This is a genomic window from Aeromonas sp. 84A (genome assembly GCF_051919345.1).
GTDB classification, from domain to species: Bacteria; Pseudomonadota; Gammaproteobacteria; order Enterobacterales; family Aeromonadaceae; genus Aeromonas; species Aeromonas veronii.
Genome location: NZ_JBQBEW010000001.1, coordinates 2,721,690 through 2,745,488, shown reverse-complemented (window position 1 = coordinate 2,745,488; position 23,799 = coordinate 2,721,690). Strand labels below are relative to the sequence as shown.

At 55.4% G+C, this 23,799-nt stretch carries 24 protein-coding genes; 11 read left to right on the top strand and 13 right to left on the bottom strand.

Annotated features, from left to right (window positions below; translation table 11 throughout):
- The first annotated feature begins 61 nt into the window (after positions 1 to 61).
- The 10 genes from ACTG20_RS12520 to rmf all read left to right on the top strand — a co-directional run bounded on the left by ACTG20_RS12520 (position 62) and on the right by rmf (position 12,775).
- Complete coding sequence (locus tag ACTG20_RS12520) at positions 62 to 283, top strand: DUF2835 domain-containing protein (RefSeq protein ID WP_033136823.1); 222 nt, start codon at positions 62 to 64, stop codon at positions 281 to 283.
- 278 nt (positions 284 to 561) lie between these two features.
- Positions 562 to 5,400 carry an NAD-glutamate dehydrogenase gene (locus ACTG20_RS12515; RefSeq protein WP_194496441.1) on the top strand — a complete coding sequence of 1,613 codons (4,839 nt, stop codon included), beginning with the start codon at positions 562 to 564 and terminating at the stop codon, positions 5,398 to 5,400.
- 77 nt (positions 5,401 to 5,477) lie between these two features.
- Positions 5,478 to 6,488: a quinone-dependent dihydroorotate dehydrogenase gene (pyrD, locus tag ACTG20_RS12510; RefSeq protein ID WP_005336601.1), complete on the top strand. Its 1,011-nt coding sequence runs from the start codon at positions 5,478 to 5,480 to the stop codon at positions 6,486 to 6,488.
- Positions 6,489 to 6,578: 90 nt separating this feature from the next.
- Positions 6,579 to 7,115, top strand: a complete 537-nt coding sequence (locus ACTG20_RS12505) for a cell division protein ZapC (protein ID WP_194496442.1) — start codon at positions 6,579 to 6,581, stop codon at positions 7,113 to 7,115.
- 380 nt (positions 7,116 to 7,495) lie between these two features.
- Complete coding sequence (locus tag ACTG20_RS12500; RefSeq protein WP_005336598.1) at positions 7,496 to 7,759, top strand: type B 50S ribosomal protein L31; 264 nt, start codon at positions 7,496 to 7,498, stop codon at positions 7,757 to 7,759.
- The gene (locus ACTG20_RS12495; protein ID WP_194496443.1) at positions 7,760 to 7,885 is read left to right on the top strand and encodes a ribosomal protein bL36; all 126 of its coding nucleotides are present in this window, start codon (positions 7,760 to 7,762) and stop codon (positions 7,883 to 7,885) included.
- Between the two features lie 139 nt (positions 7,886 to 8,024).
- Positions 8,025 to 10,220 carry a bifunctional 23S rRNA (guanine(2069)-N(7))-methyltransferase RlmK/23S rRNA (guanine(2445)-N(2))-methyltransferase RlmL gene (gene rlmKL, locus ACTG20_RS12490; RefSeq protein WP_194496444.1) on the top strand — a complete coding sequence of 732 codons (2,196 nt, stop codon included), beginning with the start codon at positions 8,025 to 8,027 and terminating at the stop codon, positions 10,218 to 10,220.
- Positions 10,220 to 10,450 carry a glutaredoxin family protein gene (locus ACTG20_RS12485; RefSeq protein WP_005351911.1) on the top strand — a complete coding sequence of 77 codons (231 nt, stop codon included), beginning with the start codon at positions 10,220 to 10,222 and terminating at the stop codon, positions 10,448 to 10,450. The genes rlmKL and ACTG20_RS12485 overlap by 1 nt, the downstream gene beginning before the upstream one ends.
- A 73-nt stretch (positions 10,451 to 10,523) precedes the next feature.
- On the top strand, positions 10,524 to 12,437 hold the full coding sequence (gene uup, locus ACTG20_RS12480; protein ID WP_150995843.1) for an ATP-binding cassette ATPase Uup: 1,914 nt from the start codon (positions 10,524 to 10,526) through the stop codon (positions 12,435 to 12,437).
- Between the two features lie 158 nt (positions 12,438 to 12,595).
- Positions 12,596 to 12,775, top strand: coding sequence for a ribosome modulation factor (rmf, locus tag ACTG20_RS12475; RefSeq protein ID WP_005315693.1), 180 nt, complete (start codon positions 12,596 to 12,598; stop codon positions 12,773 to 12,775).
- Between the two features lie 84 nt (positions 12,776 to 12,859).
- On the opposite strand, the gene fabA is transcribed toward rmf, so the two are convergent.
- The 11 genes from fabA to ACTG20_RS12420 all read right to left on the bottom strand — a co-directional run bounded on the left by fabA (position 12,860) and on the right by ACTG20_RS12420 (position 22,056).
- The gene (fabA, locus tag ACTG20_RS12470) at positions 12,860 to 13,420 is read right to left on the bottom strand and encodes a 3-hydroxyacyl-[acyl-carrier-protein] dehydratase FabA (RefSeq protein ID WP_005336586.1); all 561 of its coding nucleotides are present in this window, start codon (positions 13,418 to 13,420) and stop codon (positions 12,860 to 12,862) included.
- Positions 13,421 to 13,497: 77 nt separating this feature from the next.
- Positions 13,498 to 15,474, bottom strand: coding sequence for a Lon protease family protein (locus tag ACTG20_RS12465; RefSeq protein WP_021230104.1), 1,977 nt, complete (start codon positions 15,472 to 15,474; stop codon positions 13,498 to 13,500).
- Between the two features lie 311 nt (positions 15,475 to 15,785).
- Positions 15,786 to 16,124, bottom strand: a complete 339-nt coding sequence (locus tag ACTG20_RS12460) for a hypothetical protein (RefSeq protein ID WP_439987696.1) — start codon at positions 16,122 to 16,124, stop codon at positions 15,786 to 15,788.
- A 22-nt stretch (positions 16,125 to 16,146) separates the two neighbouring features.
- Entirely contained in the window at positions 16,147 to 16,440 is a 294-nt protein-coding gene (locus ACTG20_RS12455; protein ID WP_439987695.1) for a hypothetical protein, read from the bottom strand.
- 121 nt (positions 16,441 to 16,561) lie between these two features.
- Positions 16,562 to 17,593 (bottom strand): zonular occludens toxin domain-containing protein, encoded by a 1,032-nt coding sequence (locus tag ACTG20_RS12450; protein WP_439987694.1) that lies wholly within the window; start codon positions 17,591 to 17,593, stop codon positions 16,562 to 16,564.
- The gene (locus ACTG20_RS12445) at positions 17,590 to 17,859 is read right to left on the bottom strand and encodes a DUF2523 domain-containing protein (RefSeq protein WP_236318139.1); all 270 of its coding nucleotides are present in this window, start codon (positions 17,857 to 17,859) and stop codon (positions 17,590 to 17,592) included. The genes ACTG20_RS12450 and ACTG20_RS12445 overlap by 4 nt, the downstream gene beginning before the upstream one ends.
- The gene (locus ACTG20_RS12440) at positions 17,856 to 19,064 is read right to left on the bottom strand and encodes a virulence factor TspB C-terminal domain-related protein (RefSeq protein WP_440008020.1); all 1,209 of its coding nucleotides are present in this window, start codon (positions 19,062 to 19,064) and stop codon (positions 17,856 to 17,858) included. Before ACTG20_RS12440 ends, ACTG20_RS12445 begins: the two co-directional genes overlap by 4 nt.
- 146 nt (positions 19,065 to 19,210) lie before the next feature.
- Positions 19,211 to 19,525 carry a hypothetical protein gene (locus tag ACTG20_RS12435; protein ID WP_263086283.1) on the bottom strand — a complete coding sequence of 105 codons (315 nt, stop codon included), beginning with the start codon at positions 19,523 to 19,525 and terminating at the stop codon, positions 19,211 to 19,213.
- Positions 19,526 to 19,542: 17 nt separating this feature from the next.
- Complete coding sequence (locus ACTG20_RS12430; RefSeq protein WP_439987692.1) at positions 19,543 to 19,767, bottom strand: major capsid protein; 225 nt, start codon at positions 19,765 to 19,767, stop codon at positions 19,543 to 19,545.
- A 64-nt stretch (positions 19,768 to 19,831) separates the two neighbouring features.
- Entirely contained in the window at positions 19,832 to 20,158 is a 327-nt protein-coding gene (locus ACTG20_RS12425; RefSeq protein WP_440008018.1) for a hypothetical protein, read from the bottom strand.
- Positions 20,155 to 22,056 carry a phage/plasmid replication protein, II/X family gene (locus ACTG20_RS12420; RefSeq protein WP_439987691.1) on the bottom strand — a complete coding sequence of 634 codons (1,902 nt, stop codon included), beginning with the start codon at positions 22,054 to 22,056 and terminating at the stop codon, positions 20,155 to 20,157. Before ACTG20_RS12420 ends, ACTG20_RS12425 begins: the two co-directional genes overlap by 4 nt.
- 141 nt (positions 22,057 to 22,197) lie before the next feature.
- On the opposite strand from ACTG20_RS12420, the gene ACTG20_RS12415 reads away from it, so the two are divergent.
- Positions 22,198 to 22,407 (top strand): hypothetical protein, encoded by a 210-nt coding sequence (locus ACTG20_RS12415; RefSeq protein WP_234915500.1) that lies wholly within the window; start codon positions 22,198 to 22,200, stop codon positions 22,405 to 22,407.
- A gap of 642 nt (positions 22,408 to 23,049) precedes the next feature.
- Here the strand turns inward: ACTG20_RS12415 and ACTG20_RS12410 are convergent.
- Positions 23,050 to 23,388, bottom strand: coding sequence for a hypothetical protein (locus ACTG20_RS12410; protein ID WP_439987696.1), 339 nt, complete (start codon positions 23,386 to 23,388; stop codon positions 23,050 to 23,052).
- Positions 23,389 to 23,410: 22 nt separating this feature from the next.
- On the bottom strand, positions 23,411 to 23,704 hold the full coding sequence (locus tag ACTG20_RS12405; protein WP_439987695.1) for a hypothetical protein: 294 nt from the start codon (positions 23,702 to 23,704) through the stop codon (positions 23,411 to 23,413).
- Between the last annotated feature and the right edge of the window lie 95 nt (positions 23,705 to 23,799).

Genomic DNA, 23,799 nt, shown 5'->3' with positions numbered 1-23,799 from the left:
GGGCAGGGGCGTGAATGCGCCTGCCCCTATTGTGTGATTTGTTGTGTGATCAGGAGCAAGCGTGAAGCAGTTTACTTTTCGGCTCTCATTGAGCAGTGACGAGGTGATGCTGATGTATCAGGGCCATGCCAGACGGCTGGTGGTGCGCAGCGAACAGGGGTTGACCCTGGAGCTTGGCATAGAAAAAATACGCCCCTTTGTCGCCATCAATGGTGTGCATGGCTATTTTCGGCTGAAAACCCAGGACGATTACCGCTTTATCAGTCTCGAACGCATAAATTAACAAAAATCGAACAGATTACCGACTGTTTATCTGCTTTGCGTCACTATCTATCCGGTAAACCGGCACAAAGGTAGTGGGAATTTCTGTATTTTTGGTTATTTGCAAAATTTCTCACAGTTTAAGCCGTGATCTGCACCTTGTTTTTAACATCTCGTTAGCACCTTTCCTCGCCTTCCCTTATCCAAGCCATTACACTTCGCAACAACTCTGCACCAGCGGGTAACCAGGGTGGTTGCCTCTGCGTCGGTGGTTAATGTCGTCCGATAAGGAATATAAAAATGGCATTGAAAGACGCCCCTACCTCAGTTCTGCTCGAAAACGTTCTCAGCCTGATCCATCAGAAGTTGCCCAAAAACAGCGCCTCTCTGGTCGAGCGCTTCGTTGCCAAGTTCTACGGCAACATGGCGAGCTCCGATCTGCACGATCGCAATGACAGCGATCTCTACGGCGCGGCCCTGAGCCTGTGGAATGCCCTCAATCAGCGCAGCGGTACCGATCCCTACATCCGGGTCTACAATCCCGAGCTGACCCGTCACGGCTGGCAATCGCCCCATACCATCGTCGAGGTGATCCTGCAGGACTCGCCCTTCCTGGTGGACTCCATCCGGATGGCGCTTAAACGGCTCAATATCACCGCCCACATGATGCTGCACCAACCGCTGCACCTCATTCGTAGTTCGGATGGCAAGATTGACGCCATCCTGGAGCTCGACAACACCGACGGGCAGACCTCGGTTGAAACGGCATTCCTTATCGAGATCGATCACCTCACCAGCGAGGAGCAGATGGCCGCGCTGGCTGCCGAGCTCAACTCCGTGGCCGGTGAAGTGGCGCTGGCAGTCGGCGACTGGCAGCCCATGCTGGCCAAGCTCAATGAGATCATCGACGAACTGCCCAAGCGCAAGCACCCGGTCAGCAAGGAGGAGGTGGCCTCCTGCGTTGCCTTCCTCAAATGGGTAGCTGCCCACAACTTTACCCTGATGGGGTATCGCCGTTACGACGTCAAGGCGGTGGAGGGGGATCACGAGATCCTGCCGCAGGCGAGCTCCAGCCTTGGGCTGATGAAGAACTCCATCAAGGAGGTGGGTCAGCGCCTTGGCAACATGCCGGCCAGCGCCCGTCATGCCGCTCTGAGTTCTGACCTGCTGATCCTCACCAAATCCAACAGCAAGTCCCGGGTGCACCGTCCGGCTTATGTGGATTACATCGGCATCAAGCGCTTTGACGAGCATGGCAAGGTGATCGGGGAAGATCGCTTCATCGGCCTCTACGCCTCTTCCATCTACAACACCAGCGCGACCCAGATCCCGCTCATCAGCCATCGTCTCGAGCGCATCATGGCCGCCTCCGGTCACGAGAAGGGCTCCCACGCCTACAAGGCGCTGCTCAACGTATTGGAAACCTACCCGCGCGATGAGCTGATCCAGGCCCGTGAAGAGGAGCTGTTGGCCACCGGTCTTGGGGTGCTGGAGATGCAGGAGCGGGACATGCTACGGCTGTTCGTGCGCCGCGACGTGTATGGCCGTTTCTTCTCCTGCATGGTCTATGTCACCAAGGAGCGCTACAACACGGCGCTGCGGATCAAGACCCAGCAAATTTTGCAGAAATATTTTGGCAGCAATGAAGAGGTGGAGTTCAACGTCTACTTCACCGAGGGCGTGCTGGCGCGGACCCACTACATAGTGCGGGTCAACAACAACAACGTGGATGTGGATGTGAACGAAGTACAGAACAACCTGATTGAAGCGGCCCGCAGCTGGGACGACAGACTCGACTCCGTGCTGCTTTCCCACTATGGCGAGGCCCGTGGCAATGAGCTGCGCCGCCGTTTCAGTACCGCCTTCCCCCGTGCTTACAAGGAAGATGTGTTGCCTGGCTCTGCCGTGGCCGACATCATGGCGCTCGATAACCTGAGCGAAGCCGAGCCGCTGGGCATGCTGTTCTACCGCGCTCAGGAGGAGGAGAACGACCGTCGGGTACGGCTCAAGCTGTTCCATCGCACCGAGCCCATTCACCTCTCCGATGTGCTGCCGATGCTGGAGAACATGGGGCTGCGGGTGATCGGCGAGACCCCGTATCAGGTGCGCACTCCGGGCGGTGATCTGTTCTGGATCCTCGACTTCTCCATGTTGCTGCACGGCGAGCAGCCCTTTGATCTGGCCCAGAGCCAGCAGCGCTTCCAGCAGGCGTTTGCCGCCATCTGGAACAAGCAGCTGGAAGATGACGGCTTCAACCGGCTGGTGCTGGGGGCGGGACTTACCGGCCGCCAAGTGTCGGTGCTGCGCGCCTATGCCAAATACATGCGTCAGACCGGCGTTTCCTTCAGCCAGTCCTATATCGAAGAGACCCTGACCCGTTACCCCGACATTGCCCAGTTGCTGTTTGCTCTGTTCGAACAGCGCCTGGATCCTGTCGGCAAGCAGGACGCCAAGGTACAGGCCAAGCTGCACGAGGAGCTTGCCGCCAAGCTGGATCAGGTGGCCAACCTGGATGACGATCGCATCATCCGCCGCTATGTGGAGATGATCGACGCTACCCTGCGCACCAACTACTACCAGCTGGACAAGGCGGGCAACATCAAGCCCTACATCTCCTTCAAACTGGCGCCGTCCAGCATCACCGACATGCCACTGCCGCTGCCGAAATTCGAGATCTTCGTTTACTCGCCGCGGGTGGAAGGGGTGCATCTGCGCTGGGGCAAGGTTGCCCGTGGCGGCCTGCGCTGGTCCGATCGTAAAGAAGATTTCCGTACTGAAGTGCTGGGTCTGGTGAAAGCCCAACAGGTGAAGAACACCGTCATCGTGCCGGTGGGGGCCAAGGGCGGCTTCTACTGCAAACAGATGCCGGTGGGGGCGCCTCGCGCCGTCATCCAGGAGGAGGGCAAGGCCTGTTATCGCCTGTTTATCCGCGGTCTGCTCGATGTGACTGACAACATCATCGGCGGCGAGGTGATCCCGCCCAAATCCGTGGTGCGTCACGATGAGGATGACTACTACCTGGTGGTCGCTGCCGACAAGGGCACAGCCACCTTCTCCGACATCGCCAACGAAATAAGCCTCGAATACGGTCACTGGCTCGGTGATGCATTCGCCTCCGGCGGCTCGGTCGGTTACGACCACAAGAAGATGGGTATCACCGCCCGCGGCGCCTGGGAGTCGGTCAAACGGCATTTTCGTGAAATTGGCGTCAACTGCCAGACCACCGACTTCACTTGCGTGGGGATTGGGGACATGGCCGGCGACGTGTTCGGCAACGGCATGCTGCTCTCCGAGCACACCCGGCTGGTGGGCGCGTTCAACCATATGCATATCTTCGTTGACCCCGCTCCGGATGCGGCCAAGAGTTTTGTCGAGCGCCAGCGCCTGTTCGATCTGCCGAGCTCCAGCTGGGATGACTACAACCGCGAGCTGATATCACAGGGGGGCGGCATCTTCCTGCGCTCGGCCAAGTCCATCAAGCTGAGCCCGGAAATACAAACCCTGCTCGGTACCGACAAGGCTAGCATGGCGCCAAACGAGCTGATCAAGGCGCTGCTTTGCCTCAATGTCGATCTGCTGTGGAACGGCGGCATCGGCACCTATGTGAAGAGCGCTCGGGAGAGCGATGGGGAAGTTGGGGATCGCAGCAACGACGCACTGCGAGTCAACGGCCGCGATCTGCGGGCCCGTATCGTGGGTGAGGGGGGCAACCTCGGCTTTACCCAGCTCGGCCGGGTGGAGTACGCCAGTCAGGGCGGTCGCATTAACACCGATTTTACCGACAACGTGGGTGGGGTGGATTGCTCCGATAACGAGGTGAACATCAAGATCCTGCTCAACCAATTGGTGGCTGCTGGCGATCTGACCCTCAAGCAGCGTAACCAGATGCTGTATGAGATGACCGACGACGTGGCACAGATCGTGATCACCAACGCCTATCGCCAGTCCCAGTCTATCTCGGTCACCAGCTTCCGCGGCTCTGAACAACTCAAAGAGCAGCAGCGCTTTATTCAGGGACTGGAGCGGGAAGGCAAGCTCGACCGTGCGCTAGAGTTCCTTCCCTCTGACGAGGAGCTCTCCGAACGGATGGCGGCAGGGCAGGGACTGACCCGCCCCGAGTTGGCGGTGCTGGTGGCTTACGGCAAGATGGTGCTGAAAGAGCAGCTCAACTGCCCGGAAGTGACCGACGAGCCCTTCCTCGCCAACATGCTGGTCACCAGCTTCCCGGCCAAAGTACAGCAGCAGTTTGGTGCCCAGCTGGCCGATCACCCGCTACGCGGCGAGATCATCGCTACCCGGGTGGCCAACATGCTGGTTAACGACATGGGGCTCAACTTCGCCAGCCGGATGAAGGACGAGACCGGTGCCTCGGTCGCCGAAGTGGCTTGCTGCTTCGCCATGGCCCGCGAAGTGTTTGGCATGAACCAGCTGTGGCGCGATATCGAAGGGTGCGACAACCTGGTGGATGCCCAGACTCAGCTCGAGCTGATGTTCTACAGCCGCCGCATTGTGCGCCGAGCCACCCGCTGGTTCCTGCGTGCCCGCAATCGCAGCTGGAGCATCAGCGAGAACATCGCCTTCTTCCGTCCGGCGTTCGAGACCCTCGGCACACACCTTTACGAGGTGATGGATGAGAGCGAAGTAGCCGAGCATCGTCAGGCTGTTGCCAAGTGGATGGAGAAACAGGTGCCGGAGGCCATTGCCCGTCAGGTCGCCCATATGAGCAGCCTCTTCTCCAGCCTGGATCTGGCGCAGATTGCCGCCGAGCACAAAACCGATATCCTGCGCGCCGCCAACGTTTACTATCGCCTCGGAGCCAAACTGGATCTGCACTGGTTCCTCGACCAGATCAACCATCAGCCGGTCGGCAACCACTGGCAGGCGATGGCGCGAGCCTCCTTCCGCGAAGATCTGGACTGGCAGCAGCGCAGTCTCACTTCTGTGGTACTGGAAGGGTGCAAAGAGCAGGGAGAATGCGCTACCATACTGGCCGACTGGATTTCGGAGCATGAACAACTCTTGTCCCGTTGGACCCACATGTTGGCCGACTTCAAGACCACCAGCACTCACGAGTTCGCCAAGTTCTCGGTGGCCTTGCGAGAGTTGAACCTGCTCCAGTTGAATTGTCGGGCACTTTAATTGCCAGATTAAGGCATGACACCGACACTACACCCAAAGCCCCGGCCAGTTGCCGGGGCTTTCTTTAAGGAGCAAAGATGTTGTACCCCATCGCCAGGCATTTCCTGTTCAAACTCAATCCGGAACAGGCTCACGATCTCTCCATGAAATATTTGCCCCGCCTTCTCGGTACGCCACTCGATTGTTTCTTCCGCCAGAATTTGCCGAAACGCCCCGTCACTGTCATGGGGCTTTCTTTTGCCAATCCGGTGGGATTGGCGGCCGGTCTGGATAAAGATGGTGAGTGCATTGACGCGCTGGGCGCCATGGGATTTGGTTTTATCGAAGTCGGTACCGTCACCCCCAGACCCCAGAGCGGCAATGACAAGCCGCGCCTGTTCCGGGTTATTCCGGCAGAGGGGATCATCAACCGGATGGGATTCAACAACAAGGGGGTTGATCATCTGGTGGCCAAGGTAAAAGAGGCCAAATATCAGGGGGTCATCGGCATTAATATCGGCAAGAACAAAGATACTCCCATCGAACAGGGCAAGGATGATTATCTGATCTGCATGGACAAGGTTTATGATCACGCCGGTTATATTGCCGTCAATATCTCTTCCCCCAACACCCCGGGTTTGCGTTCGCTGCAATATGGCGAGGCGCTGGATGAATTGCTGGCAGCTCTCAAGGTGCGCCAGCAAGAGCTTGCCGCCCAATATAAAAAGTATGTGCCGCTGGCGGTTAAAATTGCCCCTGACTTAAGCCTTGAGGAAATAGATCAGGTGGCTGCTTCGCTGGTGCGTAATGGCATTGATGGGGTTATCGCCACCAATACCACCCTCGAGCGCGAGATGATTTATGACATGCCTCATGCCGGTGAAGCGGGTGGCTTGAGCGGTCGTCCGCTGCAACACAAGAGTACCGAGGTGATCCGCCATCTGGCCAAGGCGCTCAATGGTGCTCTGCCAATTATCGGGGTGGGTGGTATTGATAGTGCCATGGCCGCCCGTGAAAAATTGGCCGCCGGTGCCAGTCTGGTACAAATTTATAGCGGCTTTATTTATAAAGGGCCGGGGCTGGTCAAAGAGATTGTGACCAATATTTAAGAAATAGATGGCGGAGCCCTTTATTTGACGTTGCTGATTTCCTGCATATGGAATAAAGTCAACTGGTAATTATCAAGTAAGGGCTCCAACATGTTTATCCAACCGACCGATAGCTGGCAATGGCACTATGATGCCCAGAGTGACCGTCTGATGTTGGACCTGTCTGATAACATGTTATTTGCGACCGAGTATAAAGGGCGGCAATTGGTACCCAGCTCGTTTACGACCCAACCTTTTTGTGTCGATGATGCCGCCCTCTATTATCAGTTGATGGATAAAGCAGCCGAACTTGAGTGGAGTGTTCCGCATCAGGTTCAGTTGGTGCTTAATGCCATCGCGGTCAGTCGCTTTTATAAACCTCTGATGCCGCAAAGCTGGTTTTTTAGTGAACAGCATCCGCAAGTGATCCCGCAAAACGGTGATCTGGTCCTGATGAATACACCTCATGGCAACGGCGAATTTATGGTCATTGAGGCAGGGGATCAGGCTAGCGTCTGTTTGAACCTCACTGCCGATCTGGTATTGACCACCAATAAAACCTTGCCGCGTTTCGGGGTGATCAAGGTGATGAATAACCGGATGAAGCCGCGTATTACCGTGACCGAGCAATATCGTCAGGTCAGTTGATATATTTTCATCAATCTTTTTATCTCTGTGATTACACCGCTGCCTGTTTTTACTGTTGTCACCTCCATAGTGCCTCGTTTCTGATACTTCATTGATCCGCGAACATCTTGCCCATTCTCATTGATCTTCATGGTTGTGATCTAGCCTCTCTTGAGGCTTGTTACAGTCACTTGCACCTTGTGTTCTAACCCACGCAGTATCTTGGTCTTCCGTTCTGCAAGCATGGTGTCTCATTCTTGTTTCGTTCTGCTTGTGTAGTGCCTTCACCTCAGCATCAACACATCACTCACTGAAGCGATTTTCTTCATACGACATTTTATGCTTGAAACGAGAGCTATTCTCACTTACATTTTGTTATAACATAACAAAATGGAGTTACCATGAAGCCTCATATTCACCCGGATTATCGTTTGGTGCTGTTCCATGACACGGCGGCAGATGCCTTTTTCCTGGTCGGTTCAACCATCAAGAGCGATCGCCGCTATACGTGGCAAGACGGGAAGGAGTATCCCTATGTATCGCTCGATGTTTCCAGCCAGTCGCACTCGTTCTATACCGGCAAGCAGAAGCAGGTATCGAGCGAGGGGAGTGTGGCCCGTTTCAACAAGCGCTTTGGCGCATTTTCAAGCAAGAAGGAGTCCTGAATGCAGGTCGTCTGTTCACTCAAATCCGCAAGGGCGCGCCATCCCGATTGTCAATTGGTGCGCCACCGCGGCAAATTGTTCGTGATTTGCAAAAGCAATCCCCTTTTCAAGGCTCGTATGAAGTGATCCGCTAAATGATGTTTGGCCCCATGCTCTCGCCATCGGGTAGTCATGGGGCCTTTTACCTTTTCGCCACCTATCAATCTGTTTCCATCCTGCTGTTTGCGCCGACTTTTGCATGCTCCAGCCCGCCTGATGAGGTATAATGCGGCACTATTTTTATGGGTTCCCCGTGAGCGTGATGAAAGAATTTTTTGCAACCTGCCCCAAGGGGCTGGAAAACCTGTTGGCCGATGAGCTGACCAATCTTGGCGCAGAGCAGGTCCGTGAGACCGTGGCTGGCGTCCATTTCAAAGGCGAACTGGCGATTGGCTACAAGGCCTGCCTGTGGAGCCGTTTTGCCTCCCGCATCGTGCTGGTGCTCTCCGAATTCCAGATGAACGACGATCTGGATCTTTATCTCGGTGCCCACACCATCCCTTGGGAAGAGCACTTCTCCGGTACCGCTACCATCGCGGTGGACTTTACCGGTACCAACCCCGCCATTCGCAATACCCAATATGGCGCGCTGAAGATCAAGGATGCCATCGTTGACCGCTTCACCAAGCGCGGTCACGTGCGTCCGGACGTGGACAAAAAGGCGCCGGATATTCGCATCATGGCGCACCTGGGCAAAGGCAAGGCCAATATCACGCTGGACTTGTCAGGCCCGGCGCTGCACCAGCGTTTCTATCGTCAAGGCACAGGTGAAGCACCACTCAAAGAGAACCTGGCCTGCGCCATGATTGCCCGTAGCGGCTGGGCCGGTGAGCCCATGATGGACCCCATGTGCGGTTCCGGTACCTTGCTGATTGAAGCGGCCTTTATCGCCGCCGACATGGCGCCGGCGCTGCGCCGCGAGCGCTTCGGTTTCGATCGCTGGCTGCAGCACGATAGTAAGCTGTGGCAGAGCTTGATGATGGAAGCGCAAGTGCGCGCCAAACGCGGCATGCAACGTTGCGAAGTGAAGCTGTTTGGCTGTGATGCCGACCAGCGCGTGCTGCTCAAAGCTCGCGACAATGCCAAAGCGGCCGGTGTGGCCCATCTCATCACCTTCAAGCAGGCCGATGTCACCAAGCTGGAAAACCCGCTGCCGATGCCTGCCCCTGTTGAAGGGGAAGAAGGTCAAGGGGAGGCCCGCCAGGTCGGTATGCTGATCTCCAACCCGCCTTATGGCGAGCGTCTTGGCGAATTTCCGGCGCTGCTGGAAGTGCATCAGGCCCTCGGCGATGCCCTGCGTCGCAGCTTCCAGGGTTGGAAAGTCTCCATTCTTTCCGCATCGCCCGAGCTGCTCAGCTGTCTGCGCCTGCGCGCCGACAAGCAATATCGCCTGTTCAACGGCGCCCTCGAGTGTCAGCTGCGTAACTACCAGATCGCACTGGACTCCGTGGCTTCCCAAAAAGAGGTGGCACAGGACTTTGCAAACCGTCTGCGCAAGAATCTGAAAACCCTCGAGAAATGGGCCAACAAAGAGGGCATCGATTGCTATCGCATCTACGATGCCGACTTGCCGGAATACAACGCCGCCATCGACCGCTATCAGGACTATCTGGTGGTGCAGGAGTATGCCGCGCCCAAGGACATCCCCGCCCAGAAGACCCGTCAGCGTCTGCTTGACATGGTTCAGGCCGCCATCAAGGTGACCGGCATGGATGGCGAGAAGGTGATCCTGAAGGTGCGTGAGCGTCAGGAGGGCAAACAGCAATATCAGAAGCTCTCCGAAGAGCAGCACCGGATGGAAGTGCAGGAGTACGGCGCCCGTCTGTGGGTCAACCTCTATGACTATCTGGATACCGGTCTGTTCCTCGACCACCGTCAGACTCGCCGTATGCTGGGCCAGATGGCCAAGGGCAAGCGCTTCCTGAACCTGTTTGCCTACACCGGCAGTGCCACCGTGCACGCGGGTCTTGGCGGTGCCAGCGAGACCACCACGGTGGACATGTCCCACACCTACCTGAACTGGGCGCAGGACAACATGCGTCTCAACTCGCTGGTGGGCCGTCAGCACAAGTTTGTGCAGGCAGATTGCCTGAAGTGGTTGTCTGAAGCCGATGAGCAGTACGACCTCATCTTCATCGATCCGCCCACCTTCTCCAACTCCAAGCGGATGGACGAGAGCTTCGACGTACAGCGCGATCACCTGCTGCTGATGCAGCACCTGAAGCGCCTGCTGGCGGCGGACGGCACTCTGGTCTTCTCCAACAACAAGCGTCACTTCAAGATGGATCTGGCCGGTCTCGAGGCCACTGGTCTCAAGGCCCAGAACATCACCCAGAAGACGCGACCGATGGATTTCGAACGTAACCAGCACATCCACAACTGCTGGATCATCACCCATGCGCCTGAGCAAGGCGAGGCGTGATGCTGACCCTGTTTCATACCGACGGTTGCCACCTGTGCGAGCAGGCCTGGGCGCTGGTGGAGGAGGCTGGTCTTGCCACCGCCACCCGCCAGTGCGACATCATGGATGATGAGCAGTGGCTTGCCGCCTATCGGGTGCGCATTCCGGTGCTGCGTGACGAAGCAGGCCGCGAGCTCGGTTGGCCCTTCACACTGGCCGAGCTAAAAAGCTGGGCCGCCTGTCAGGGGTGAGAGTGATTTGACGATAAAACGGGGGCAGACCCAGTCTGCTGCCCGTTTTTTTCATATGAAATAAGGAACACACATGGCTCTTTTAACATTGCACGGCGCATGTCTGTCGTTCAGTGATTTCCCGCTGCTCGACAATGCCGAATTGACCATCGAGCGGGGCGAGCGCCTCTGTCTGGTTGGCCGCAACGGGGCGGGCAAGTCCACCCTGATGAAGGTCATTGCCAGCGAATTGCCGCTGGACGACGGGCGTCTGGTGCTGCAACAAGATTTGAAAGTGACCCGCCTTGAGCAGGATCCGCCTGCTTCCAGCGAGCTGACGGTGTTTGACTATGCCGCCGAAGGACTGGCCGGGGTAGGGGAGCTGCTCAAACAGTATCACCATATCTCCATGGAACTGGCGCATGATCCGTCAGATGCCAACATTCGCAAGATGAGCGAGTTGCAAGAGCAGCTCGACTATCAGAACGGCTGGCAGTTCGAGACCCGCATCAGTCAGGTGTTGACCCTGCTGGGGCTGGATCCCGATGTGACCCTCGATAGCCTCTCCGGTGGCTGGCTGCGCAAAGTGGCGCTGGCCCGTGCGCTGGCTTGCGATCCCGACTTGTTGCTGCTCGATGAGCCGACCAACCACCTGGATATCGAAGCCATCAACTGGCTGGAAGATTTCCTCAAGGATTTTCGCGGCGCCATCGTCTTTATCTCTCACGATCGGGAGTTCATCCACAAGCTGGCTACCCGGATCATCGATCTCGATCGCGGCGCCATCACCTCCTGGCCGGGTAACTACGACGAGTACCTGCAGGGGAAAGAGGAGTGGCTGCGGGTCGAAGAGCTGAAAAATGCCGAGTTCGACCGCAAGTTGGCGCAGGAAGAGGTGTGGGTGCGTCAGGGTATCAAGGCTCGCCGTACCCGTAACGAAGGCCGGGTGCGCGCCCTTGAGGCGATGCGGATGGAGCGCTCCCAGCGTCGCGAGTTGCAGGGCAAGGCCAAGCTGCAACTGGACGAGGTCAATCGCTCCGGCAAGCTGGTGTTCGAGACCGAAGGGCTGGGGCTGGACTTTGGCGATCGCACCCTGTTCAAGGGGCTCGATCTGCAAGTGCTGCGTGGCGACAAGATTGCGCTGGTCGGTCCCAATGGCTGCGGCAAATCGACCCTGATCAAGCTGTTGCTGGGGCAGCTTGAGCCGACCCGTGGCACCGTCAAGGGGGGCACCAATCTGGAGGTGGCCTACTTCGATCAGTACCGCGAGCAGCTTGATCCCGAGCAGACGGTGGTGGACAACGTCGGGGAGGGCAAGCAGGAGGTGATGGTGCGTGGCCGCTCCCGTCATATCCTCGGTTACCTGCAGGACTTCCTGTTCGAGCCCAAGCGGGCCCGTACGCCGGTCAAGGCGCTCTCCGGTGGTGAGAAGAACCGGCTACTGCTGGCCAAGCTGTTCCTCAAGCCGAGCAACCTGCTGATCCTCGATGAACCGACCAACGACCTCGACGTCGAGACTCTGGAGCTGCTGGAAGAACTGCTTTCCGACTACCCCGGCACCCTGCTGCTGGTGAGTCACGATCGTCGCTTCATCGACAACACAGTGACCGGCTGCTGGCTGTTTGAAGGGGATGGCCGCATCAGCGATTACGTGGGTGGTTACGCCGACATGATGGCGACCCGCGAGCAGCAGAACGCTCAACAACAGGCCAAGAGTGCACCGGTCAAGGCGCCCGAGCCGGTCGTTGCCGCCGCGCCAGAAGCGCCGAAGAAAAGCAAGAAGCTCTCCTACAAGCTGCAGCTTGAACTAGAAGGGTTGCCTGCTCGTCTTGAGCAGCTGGAAGCCGAGCTGGATGCGCTGCAAAGCGAGATCAACCAGCCCGGGTTCTTCTCGCTTCCGGCAGATAAAACCCAGCCGAAACTGGATGCGCTCAATGCCGCTGAAGCCGCGCTGGAGCAGGCATTTGCTCGCTGGGAAGAGCTGGAAGGACTCAAAAATCAGGAGTAAGTTCCCTGTAATTAAAACTTAATCCAGTTCAGTGCCTTGTGTCACATAGCCCAGTTAGGGTGGAAGTTTTTGTTTGACCCAGTGCGCTCGCAGGAGTAAAGATGAAAGCGACCGATGCAGAATTGGTCGCTTTTTTTGTTCCACGAAGAGGGTCGTAGATGATGAAGAGACAGAAGCGGGACCGTCTGGAAAGAGCTCGTGCTCGTGGTTATCAGGCTGGCGTGGTCGGCAAACAGAAAGAAGCGTGTCCGTATCAATGCCTGGATGCCCGAGGGCATTGGCTTGGTGGTTGGCGTGACGCCATGGAAGGGCGGGGCTCAGGCCTCTTCATGAAGTAGCAGGTACTTCATCACTCATTACAAAAGGAAAGGGGCCGTTGTGGCCCCTTTGCGTTAATGCTGTTTAACCACCAATCAGAGAGATCAGAATGCGGTGGTATCTTTGAACAGGCCCACTTTCAGGTCGGTGGCGCTGTAGATCGGACGGCCGTCGACTTCGACCACACCATCAGCAATTCCCATCACCAGCTTACGGTTGATGACGCGCTTGAAGGTGATCTTGTAGGTCACTTTTTTGGCAGTCGGCAGGATCTGGCCGGTGAATTTCACTTCACCTACGCCCAGAGCACGACCCTTGCCGGGGCCACCTTTCCAGCCAAGGAAGAAGCCAACCAGCTGCCACATGGCGTCCAGACCGAGACAGCCAGGCATCACAGGATCACCCGGGAAGTGGCAATCGAAGAACCAGAGATCCGGAGTAATGTCGAGCTCAGCCAGGATCTCGCCCTTGCCGTGTTCGCCGCCGTTGTCATTGATCTTGACGATGCGGTCCATCATCAACATGTTGGGGGCTGGCAGCTGACTGTTACCCTCACCAAACAGTTCGCCACGGCTGCAAGCCAGCAGCTCTTCACGGGTAAAAGAGTTCTTGCCCTGTTCGCACAGGGAAAGGCGGGCTTCCATGGTGGTATTGTCTACGGTCACGCGGTATTTCCTTCAAATGGGTCAAAGCCGGGCCAATTTAGCTTACAGTTGTTCGCTAAACAACTCCGATCACTTCATCAGCGGCCAAACAGGCGCCCCAGCAGGGATTGCAGCAGTCCGACTTTGGCAGTGGAGCCGTTCAACTCGTCCAACCGCTCCTGAATACGGCCAAACAGGGTATCGGGCATATCAGGCTCACCGGCGACACAGCCAGTCAGCAACTCGATGGCCTCTTCCACATGATCCACCGGGTGGATATGGAACTGGCCCGCTTCAACCGCTGCTATCACCTCGTCAGAGAGGTTCAGCTGCTGGATGTTGGTGCCCGGTAAAATGATCCCTTGCTTGCCGGTGATGCCGTGGATTTTGCACACCCGGAAGAAGCCTTCAATCTTCTCGTTCACGCCACCAACGGCCTGCACATTGCCAAACTGATCGACCGCACCGGTCACGGCGAAGTGCTGATAGATAGGCTGGCGGGCGAGGGCAGAGAGCAGGGCACACAAGCCGGTCAGGGAGGCGCTGTCGCCATCAATTTCGTGGTAAGACTGCTCGAACACCAGATTGGCCGACAGGGGGGAGGGGTTCTCTGCACCAAATTTGTTGGAGAGATAGCCGTGGATAATCATCATCGCCTTGGCGTGGATATGACCGGCCAGCTCCGCTTTGCGCTCGATATCCGCCACATCGCCATCACCAAGGTGTACGGTCGCGGTGAGGCGCACCGGCTCGCCGAAGTCATAAGGGTGACCGGAGACCTGAATGACAGACAGGCCGTTGATCTGGCCAATCTCTTCGCCATCGGTTTGCAGCAGGATCTGGCCGTCGATAACCCCCTGATCGGACTGCTCAACCAGATAGTTGAGGCGGTAATCCTGCTCTTCCAGTGCGCCGCGAATATGCTCGTCGGTGACCACATCAGATTCCAGCTCCCGGGCCAGACTGTCAGCCATCCGCATGATGGCGGAGAGTTGCACTTCGGAGAGCGACAACCACTCCTGATGGTCACAGAGGCGGCTGGCATGACGACAAAGGGCGGCGAGGGCGGCTGGCGTGAAGTCCAGCAGGCTCCAGCGCTGGCGCAGCCAGGCCAGGTACTGCAGAAATTCCTGCAGATCCTCTTCAATATTCACCTCTGACACCAGATCCGCGCGCAGGAAGATGCGCTCGGACATATCGCGATCCAGCATCTGGAACTCGGCCACGTCGAGTCGGTCACCGACCAGGATCAGCTTGAGCTTGATGGGGGTCGCTTCAGGCGCGAAGAAGGGGGTCAGAGTTTTCCCTTCCTGATAGGCGTTCCAGTCCAGCTCGCCTTTTTGCATGGCATTTTTCAGTTTGAACCAGAGGTGCGGCTGATCCAGCAGCTCATCCAGTTGCAAAATGAGGTAACCGCCGTTGGCTTCGCGCAGCAAGCCAGGCTCCAGCAGGTGCTGGTTAGCATAGACAGAGCCTTGCTCGGTCTGGTAGTTGATGGAGCCAAACAGGGTATCCCAGTTGAGGTCACGGCCATAAATTACCGGCGCTTCCTGCGCTTCGTGGTGGATCAGCAGGTTGATCAGAATGGGGTGCTGGAACTCCAGACCCAATGCCACGTGAGCCGCCAGATCGGAGAGGAAATCATCGATTTTCGGATCATTGTTCTGCTTGCGCATGATGCGGGTCACGATGCGTTCGGCATCGAGATGGTGGCTCAACAGCTTGAGCAGCTCGCCAACCATTTCGCAAAACTCAACGCCGGTGCCCGGTTGCAGGCGCAGCCAGATAGGTTTGTAGGGGTTGTTCAGATTCTCGGTGTAGCAGAGATCAAACAGGTCACCATCCTTGCCATTAGAGTCGGCAATCAGCGTCTGGCAAACGCCTTCGTAATCTGCGCCGGGGAATCCGTTGAGCAGCATGACCGGACAGTCACCATCAAAACTGGCAAGACGTTTGATGCCGGAAATGGCTCTGGGTTGCAGCGCAGCAAAGGGGATAGGTTCAAGCTCGCTAAGCTTGGAGAACTGTTCAATCGCAAAAGCGGGTTTTAATTGTTCTGATGTTAATTCAGCCACTTAAGACATCCGGTCGAAGATAGGATCAATTGTTGCCATTATACACAGTTCAATTAGTGGTGACAGGAAACAAGATATCTAATTTAACATAATATACATTATGCGCAGTCGCACAAGCCTCTGGGAAAGGCGTCCTCAACGTTCGTGATGCGCTGAGGCGTTTGCCTCCCTCAGTGCCGGAAAGCCTCAAAGGCCGGTTTTGCAGGGAAAGGAGTGGTGCTTGCCTCACAGCAGCATTCCAAAGAAGTTTCGGCGGGCCCACCTACGTCACGACAATCAGCCGCAGAGGGCCGCCTTATACTCGCCATGGCCTACGGCCGCTCGTGACCGTAGACATCATCAACCTGGATGGTCATCAATTCACGCATCAGAGAGCTGGACTGATATGAGGAAACAAAACTAACCAAAAGCTCAAACACAAGAACGCCATCAGGCCCTTCATAGGCCCAACGTTCCAACTCACGCGGCGTAATTAACGAATCTAGTAGCGGAAGAGCCTCAGAAGGCCTGCGGAAAATCTCAAAACCATTTGTCATATCAAATAGATATGACAATGCGTGCTTCATAACAGCGTCTTCACTGACGGACTCTGACATGTCAGAGATCATGTACCGAGCTTTGGCTCCCATCCGGAGCAAAAGTAAATTCATGGAAACTCCATTTAAGTAACAGTTACTTAGAAGTGATTCCACAACACGATACATCAAGTGCATCGATCAAGCGCTGTATAGATTTGGCATCGAGGTCTACACCGATACGCGGCCCGTAGAACTTGGCGGCGGTCAACAGAGAACTCAACGTAGAAACGTCATCCCGATTAACAGTAAGAGTTATGTTTTTGTGGTGCTGGCGCTCGCGATAACGGCGCTGCTTCTCTGCTGGGGTCAACGGTGCATCCCCCAAACATGGACGCCCTGGGGAACGAGTCACACCGAGTTCGAGCTGCACTTCCTTTTGCTTGGCCATGTTCATCACTCCATTTGGTAACTGTTACTTAATTATAGCTCAGACCAAGAAATGAGCAAGATAAAGTAACAGTTACTTTATGCCGATAAATGGGGTTATCGGCATCTGGTGAGAGATAACATCAGGACTCGACTTGCTGCACCGGCGTCCTGGTATCGGTCTTGGTGGGTTCGGGCTCGCGGTATGGGTCAAAGGTGCCACGGGCCACACGTTCGCGGCACTGGCCATCGCTCATCTCAACCTTGGTCATCTGCTGCGTGTAACACATGCAGCGGTCAGCATCAGCGATACAGGCAGCCACAACGGGCATTGTGACCACGTTGCGAAGATGGTCATAGGCCGGTGCCGTGTTCGGCTCCCCCTGTACTCTCGGGATGAAAGTCTCCCTGATATCGACTTCCCTCACCTCACGAACTGGCGCGGCCGGCACGGTCTGAACCCCTGCCCCAGCCTCACCAGTTGACGACATTGCAAACGGGGAACTGCCTTGAGGTGCAGCAGCTGCTGCAACCGGCGCTCCTGGTACTGGCGGGGCAAACCCCTCACTGAATACCTTGTAGATCCCCCACCCTATCAACGGCGACAGCAGGATGGGAACCACAATAAACCAAACTGCCTTCGGGATTCTGAATTTCACCTGCTGGTGAATACTGGCGCTCTTATATAAACCAAAGGAGCGCTTTGGATGCTTCCATTTTAATTTAGTGAGCGCTGTCTTGAATGCGGTATCAGGGCTCGCCTTGCATTCGCTCCACTCGTAGACCATTACGCCAAGGGCGGTTCTACGAACGTGAATATGGCGACCAACCAAGCGGCGGATATTCGCGTGAATAAGGTTCGGGTGCTGAGTGATTATTGTGAAATCAAGGCCGCGGTGCCGGTGAGTTTCAAACTCAGCAATGGAACGATGCGGCGCTTTGCCCGCTGACTCTGGCCGCCAAATACGTTGAGCCTCATCAACGACCAAATGAGCACCTTGGGGTGCCCAGTCTGGCCAGTCGAGCATATCAGGGGCTACTTCATGAGGTATCAGCAAGTCAGGAATACCATCAACGTAAAGTTGGCGGCCTGCCTTAGCTTCCGGCTGCAATATTTGGTCTACGGCGTAAAGCGTTTTTCCGCCACCTGGAACACCTGTTATCAGAGTAATCATTTTATTTGAAACCTCTTCCAAACTTGGATTGATAAACGGGCCATGATGGCAGCTACAACAATGCCAAAGGCGTCATTGAAACCCGCGATTGCGAACACCTGCAATATATCCGATGGCAGGTTGTCGTAATTTCCCCGCGCTCTGGATATAAGCGTATTTACAGCGGCCACAACAGCCGCATAGCTAACAACACCGACTCCCAACTGAATAAGAACCCGAGTGACTATCGGGCCAGCAATGGATAAAAGCCACGCAGCAATATTCATGATTCAGCCCCCTTGCGAGTAATTCCAGCAACGATAAAGCCAGCAGCCACGAAGGCCAGCGCAATGACCAGCGGACGCAGCAGGCTAGCGAACTGGCAGACCGGCGAATAAGAGATCTTCAAGGAGTGCTCATCCCAAAGCGGTATGACCTTATCAGCGGGGCATTGTGACGTTGAGGAACCCCACGGGGTATAGGAAACATCAACGGGCCGTTCCTCGACCTCGAGTTTTTCATCCTTGAGTTCACCCATCTCAGCACAAGCTATCGACATAGGGTTAGCCTCACAGAACGTCGGTTTTTCCTTCTCTGGTTGAGTGCCGCCAGAACCACCGGCGGGGCCAGTATCAGGGACAACATTAGGGTTGGTAGCGCCTTCAATTTTAACGGGGCCAACATCTACGCGAACCCTGTTAGGCTGGGATGGAGTGGGCGCGGGAGATATATCAACGCGGTCTCTATACCAGTTGCCATTTTTAAAGTAAGGGTCACCGAGCCAAGATGAAAACGGAGGAAAGCTAGTTGATGAAATAGGAACGCCACCATCTCTAAGTGATGGGATGTGATTAAATCCATCAGAAAGAACTCCATCTGGAATATCTCTGGAATCAAAATAACCAGACTGCAATGGAGTTGGAGAGGGTTTATTAGGGTCTTTTGGATTGGTGCAGGATGTAGCAACGTTGCCGACGATAGTGCAAGAAACAGCAACAAGCTCGAAATAACCAGCGGGACTACCATTAGTAAAAGAGACGTTACACTTTGTATCAGTGATATTCGTGAGTTTATAAGAAGGGTTGGCGGCAACTGCTTTAGTGCAAGCCTGAGTGCGAGTTGAACCAAAATAACAGGTGCCTGAACAGGCCTTGTATGCCTGACCATACTGATATGAATTATCGTATCCAGTTAAATCAGGAGCATGGCACCAAGCAGTGCCAGTATCATCACAGGGAACAAGACCATCAGAAGTTAACCAGTTATAAACCTCATACGCGCCAACAGCAGTTACACCAGCGGGGCCAAGTTTACTAACTACGTTACGAAACGTATTGCGAGCAATATTACGTTCAACAGCCAAAGCAACAGCAGTTGACGCAGTAGTTCCAGAAACGGTTACCGCTCCTGTAGTTCTGACGAAACCCATATTATCGATTACGCCAGCAGCAGTCCAAACACCATCAACTTGTTTAACGCCCTCAAGGGTCATTGTCGTATAACCGGCACTGACGATACGAAAACATGGCCGCGATGATAAACACGGCGGCCTTGTATTTGGTAACCATATTTACCTCGACGTGAAGAATATAAAAAACATGCCCAGCATAGCGATGGACACATATACGGCCTCGGGCGTCATGAATCACCCCCTACATGCATTGAAGAAGCCAGGGTTCGATAGGCCCATGCGATAGCCCAGACAACACCGATAGCAATGCAGATTGCACCAGCCTGATAGGCGGTGATCATCTGGCAGTTCACAAGCTGGGGAGTAGATACAACGACCGTTCCGGTACTGGATATGGTCTTGAGGGAGGAGCCTTCGACCTGGGTAAAGTAAGGGGTAGGATTGCCGTTCTGGTCGGTTCCTACCCCTGACATGTCGGCGGCCATGGCGGCCAACGTTGACTCGGGGGTGTTATAACAGACGCCTTTGTACTGAAATGACATACAACACCCCCGAGCTATTACATGGCCGCACGGACCATCTTGTATCCCTTGATGGCCGCCAAGATCCCCAGAACGGCGACACCAATCAAACCGGCAGCAGTACCGACCTTGGCGATAACAGCCAGAACTGCTGACACATCGATGTCACCCTCAGCAGCGAAGGCCGGAACGGACGCAGTAGCCACAACAGCAGTGGCACCGATTTTCTTGAGCAGAGCAACAGCTTGATTTTGCTTTTCCATGGTCTTATCTCCCTATAGGGTTGGTTAAACCCCCTGCCCCGACCATGGGCAAGGAGCGGTGAAACTACACCTTAGCGTGAGCGGCTTGGCTCACTGGCTTCCAGCCGACAACGAGCAGCTTGGTCTGCTTCATGCCCAACTGGGGGGCGAACTGAACTTCGATAAGGCCAGGCAGAACACCACCGGCCCGAGCTGCTGCGTGCAGATCCTTAGCCAGCTTGTTGCCGTTGGAGGTATCGAGCGGGAGCTTACCGATGTTCACACCGGCAAAGCCGTTATCAATCATCAGCTCATCCTCGATCACGTGCATATTGGCCCAGTCAAAGGCCTCTTTGCCCGGCTCATCCATTGAGCCAAAACGCACCTGAAGGGCGTTCACAACCATGTTCATGCCTGCCATATCTCTTCCTCGCTTTTGATAGTGCGGCCCCGTGAGTCGGTGGCCTGATGTGCCCAGTACCAAAGCCGGTCTAACCGTGCTTTCGTGTGGCGAATACGTTCACGCAGCGCGATGGCCTGCGGGATTTTCTCGTGGTCTTGTTCGGCGTCGGCCAGTTCAGAGCGAAGAGCATCGAGCACAATGGACAACTTGCGGTGCTCGGTGTCGGCGTATGAACGGGCATCAAATTCGGTGGACTTCGGAGCGCCCAGGTAGTCGGCAAAGTCGATGGCCAATTGCTCATCGTCATACTCGGGCGGCTGCTCAGGTTCGGGGAGCTTGTTGTCTGCGCGGTACTGGGTGACGTTGCCACGAACCAGCTCGAACGTGCCATCGTCAAACACAGCCAAGTGCAGCTGCTCGCCACCCATACCGCCGAGGTCGCCATTGAGGCGAATAGGCCGACCGGCGATAAGGTGAGATACACAGGAACCGGCGACATCGAGCGGCAGACCGGAGACCTTGCTGACCTCTTTGGCTATCAGCTGCTCGCGGGATTCGCCGAGTGCCTGGACGAAGCCCTTGCCGAACTTGCTGCCAATGCTCGACATATCACCGGCTGAATCAAGGACGGTGCCCACAGGCTCGACATAGTTCGCAGGGCGCTGGTTGTTGAAGTCCATCTTGATCAGGTGCAGCAGCTTAACGGTCTTCTTGGCGCGGAGGTTCTGCATCTGAGCCTTAGTGATACCAACATCCATCAAGGCTTTAACAGAGTCATAAAACGAGCTGGAAGCCGTGAGGCGCTTGACCTTATCCCAGCCATCGGTAGCCAGGGAGCGATAGAACATCATCAGCCTGTCGGCGCGGGTGTAGTTCCATTTGTCGGTGAATGACCCATCAGGGTTTAAAATCTGTTTACATCTTCCATATGTCTGACGCAGTTTTTCCTGCACCTTGGCATCCTGAGTCAGGTGAACTTTGCTATCGCCAAGGGCGGTCATCATATCGGCGAACATGTCACGCCAAGCCCACTCGCAGAAGCTCATGCCCTCACGCTTCTCGAACTCAGAGACAAAGCTCAGGAACTGCCACACGTTGCGCGGGATCTGCTTCTTCTCAAACCAGCGAGTGTACCCCCTGCCCTCAAGACGCAGACGATGCTGCGCGAACTCCTGAAGCTCAGGCGATTGCATGGCCTTGATAACGGAGTCATAGCGGGAGGTCTTTTCTTTGCGGGCGGCGGCCTGAAGGTTCTTAAGCTGATTCTCCATCTCGTAGTCTTTGGCGTAGACAACGAGCACATGAGCACGTCCAGCGTCCTGCATGTCTTTGGTGCGGCGATTGAAGTAGATAGTAGAGGCGTAATCAGCCTCTTTGGATGGGCGCATATGGCGGTGAGACAGCTGGCCGATGGCGCTCAGGCAGTTGGCCATTGTCTCGGAATCAGGGAGCTGGATGCTGTATGTGCAGTCTACGCGGCGTATGTGAGCAGAGCCGAAGTCGAGCATTTCAGCGACTCGGGGCAGGGCTCGAGTGAAAGCCGCGATAAGCTCGAGGATGCCAGTAGCAGCACAGTCTGGCCCGAACACGTTGTGACCCTGGAGCAGCTTAGCCGGTGACCCCTTGATAGCAATGCAAGGCCAACTTCTATTGAGCTGGGCTTGATGGAGCTTGCAGGTAATGTCAGTGAACGAACTAGGGACTGACTCCCAGGGATGGTACAGGTCATGGAGTTTCCCCTCCGGGTCAATTGAGAAATCGACTCTCTTCGAGCCCAGTCTTAAGCCACGGCGCCCACACTCTTCGAGATCCACTATTCCAACGATGTCGGATGCACCAGCGCCGATGCGCTGCACTGTGCAGAACCGTTGTTGAAACGGAATGTGGATTTCCCAGAAGTCGTACATGTTTTGGCGTCCCGTGCCGATTATCGTTTTTGCCTAATTTTCTAAGAAATTAGGATTACACGGAACATTAGGTTCTCAGAGCTTAGATGTCAAGAAACTATGAATCTCAGATTCAAAGACGGTTAGACTGTATGGATACACATGGTTGAAATTGAAAGGGTTGATATGCCTACCAAACACATAGATGACGCGACGTGGAGACGGGTTGAATCTGAGACTGTAAAGGCAGTGATCGCCACAAAGACGAGCCTGAAGGACACAGAGGTGCTGAAGATCCTGATACAGAAGGGGCTCCAGGAGATCAGGGAGGAAGACTACCTGAACTACCTGCGGAAGAAGAAGGAGAAGTAGCTGATGGCCGTGATCTAGGTGTACTGAATCACGAGGCCTGCGGGGCTACGCCCCCCGCGGGACCCCCGAACCCCCGAGTAACTCCCCTACCCTCATTTTTAACGCTAACCATCTGAAAAGACTAAACATTAGTCCAGCTGATGCGTCCGGCTCTCGGAGTCCAAGCCACAGTTAGAGTTCGTGGCTTCGCCGACCCCGAGGGTCGGGCCGTCCCCGCCCCCGGGGCGCGCAAGCGCATCCCCCAGGGCGTGTACGTCCCTACCCCTCCGAAGAAAGGCGAGCTACGTCTATCTGGTGCTGTTTGGTGGGGGTTCTGGGGGGGGGGTTACGCACGGCTGCGCATAATGCGGTTTATATTCAACGCCCCTTCGGGCGTCCTGCTGCTTCGCAGGTTAGCAGGCCGGCAGCGCTAAACATAAACGCTGGACATTATGCGCAGTCGCACAAGCCTCTGGGAAAGGCGTCCTCAACGTTCGTGATGCGCTGAGGCGTTTGCCTCCCTCAGTGCCGGAAAGCCTCAAAGGCCGGTTTTGCAGGGAAAGGAGTGGTGCTTGCCTCACAGCAGCATTCCAAAGAAGTTTCGGCGGGCCCACCTACGTCACGACAATCAGCCGCAGAGGGCCGCCTTATACTCGCCATGGCCTACGGCCGCTCGTGACCGTAGACATCATCAACCTGGATGGTCATCAATTCACGCATCAGAGAGCTGGACTGATATGAGGAAACAAAACTAACCAAAAGCTCAAACACAAGAACGCCATCAGGCCCTTCATAGGCCCAACGTTCCAACTCACGCGGCGTAATTAACGAATCTAGTAGCGGAAGAGCCTCAGAAGGCCTGCGGAAAATCTCAAAACCATTTGTCATATCAAATAGATATGACAATGCGTGCTTCATAACAGCGTCTTCACTGACGGACTCTGACATGTCAGAGATCATGTACCGAGCTTTGGCTCCCATCCGGAGCAAAAGTAAATTCATGGAAACTCCATTTAAGTAACAGTTACTTAGAAGTGATTCCACAACACGATACATCAAGTGCATCGATCAAGCGCTGTATAGATTTGGCATCGAGGTCTACACCGATACGCGGCCCGTAGAACTTGGCGGCGGTCAACAGAGAACTCAACGTAGAAACGTCATCCCGATTAACAGTAAGAGTTATGTTTTTGTGGTGCTGGCGCTCGCGATAACGGCGCTGCTTCTCTGCTGGGGTCAACGGTGCATCCCCCAAACATGGACGCCCTGGGGAACGAGTCACACCGAGTTCGAGCTGCACTTCCTTTTGCTTGGCCATGTTCATCACTCCATTTGGTAACTGTTACTTAATTATAGCTCAGACCAAGAAATGAGCAAGATAAAGTAACAGTTACTTTATGCCGATAAATGGGG